1 protein-coding gene is annotated in these 1686 nt (G+C 43.7%); it reads right to left on the reverse strand.

Annotation, left to right across the window (positions count from 1 at the left end):
* Window positions 1-24: 24 nt before the first annotated feature.
* Window positions 25-1593, reverse strand: a complete 1569-nt coding sequence (locus UF06_RS03680) for an IS1182 family transposase (protein WP_045569236.1) — start codon at window positions 1591-1593, stop codon at window positions 25-27.
* Between the last annotated feature and the right edge of the window lie 93 nt (window positions 1594-1686).

Raw genomic sequence — 1686 nt, forward strand, 5'->3', positions numbered from 1 at the left:
CTAGAGCACCATATAGTTTAAATTTTAAGCAGCTAAACCCATCGCTATATGCAAGTTGGTAATGACTGCCGTTCTGTTTAAATCATATTCATTTAGCCGCAAGCCTCGGTACCTTGCTCTAGGACCTTTGCGGTTGCAGATTGATGCTAGAGAGTGCTCTACTTTGACCCGCTCTCTAGCATCAGCCCGACCTTGAGAAGTACTTACGTACTTCTGAAGTTTTTGCAGCATCACTTCCTGCTCGTGTATTTTAATTTTTCGACCTTTCTCTGATGTCGTACAATCTGATTTCTTCGGACAAGCTTTGCATTCCGTTGATTTAAAACGGGCTTGCGTTACTTTTCCAGACTTTATCATGGCCACTTTCCCTGCAGGACATGTGACACAACCTTCAACCAAGTCTATTTGGAAGGCGTTTTTAGTCAGTACTTTTTTGGACGGCGGTGTCCATGGTTTTGCAACGACCTCTTTCCCAGCTTCGTACAGCTCCGTTGTCCAGTGAGCAGCTAAATAACCCCTATCTATTTGAATTTGTTTAACTTCACCGTAAACATTGACTTTGGGTTTTAAGTACTCCGACGCCTTGTGCTCCGGTTCGTTGGCAGGACGGACACAGGTCGCTAATATTAGCTTGTTGTCTAAGTCGACAGCAATATGTTGCTTAAACCCGCTAATCGTCCTTGAGCTTGATTTTCGCCCATGGCGCATTGTTGAGTCTGAGATAGAGATTTGCCTATCCGGCACCGAACCCTCTTTTACTTTAGGTCCATTTCCGTCCGGGTCGGGGTCAATATTCTGCTCCAAAACCTTTTCAAGTAAAGTGAGGCTCTCTTCCAGCCCTTTATGTTTAATAAAGGCGGAGGGTTGTTTTTCTAACCAATGCTTCAGAGCGTCAACATCATTTTGCAAGGTTTCAACGGCTTGATGCTTCTCGTTTTTATCTGACCAATCAATGTCTAACGCCGCTTTGACACTGCTTTTTCCTACCAGTTGTAGACCACATTCTTCGATAAGTTCTTCTTCTGAGATCATCTTGATTTGTGCAGCACAATTGACGACTAATTCAAGAGCATGACCGACTAAGTTGAATGTATCTTCAACTCGACCTGCGCCCTGTAATGGCGCTGAGTCTAGGGCCACTCTAAGCTGAACATGGCTGAAGCCTCCCACTTCACGAGCGACATTTACGGTATGTTCAAGTAAAACCACGTCCATATCGTTCGCAATTAAACGATGACGAAAATCACATAAGGTTCCTTGTGAAAATGGCGATTCCTCGCTACCTAGACAGTCCAGTACCATTTGCCAACGTTGGTCAAACATGGCTTCTAACGTCGCTCCGGCATCCGACTTTTGCTCGTATGCTTGGAGAATCGTTGCCATAGCTAAAAGAGCGGCCGGAACAGCAGGCTTTCCTCTTGGGTGGTCAGCATACATTGACATAAGCTTCTGATTAATCTCATCATTAATAATGAGATGACGATTGGTTCGCAAGAACACAAATAGCTTGCCAGTCTGCTTTAACTTTTGGCAAATAAACTGCTCTTTTTTTGAAAGAGCAGTAGGTGGTGCCCAGTTTCTAGAATTAGACATAATCAATCAGTTCATGAGTTAACAATACTGTGTATTTGATCATGTTTTGGGGCTAAAGTCACTGTATGTTTTTTAAACTGATCGGTGCTCTAG

This window comes from Vibrio sp. S234-5, assembly GCF_000960595.1.
Lineage (GTDB): Bacteria > Pseudomonadota > Gammaproteobacteria > Enterobacterales > Vibrionaceae > Vibrio.

Coding starts and splice junctions, on each gene's coding strand:
- UF06_RS03680 (WP_045569236.1), bottom strand. CDS start 1,593: ATGTCTAATTCTAGAAACTGGGCACCACCTACTGCTCTTTCAAAAAAA.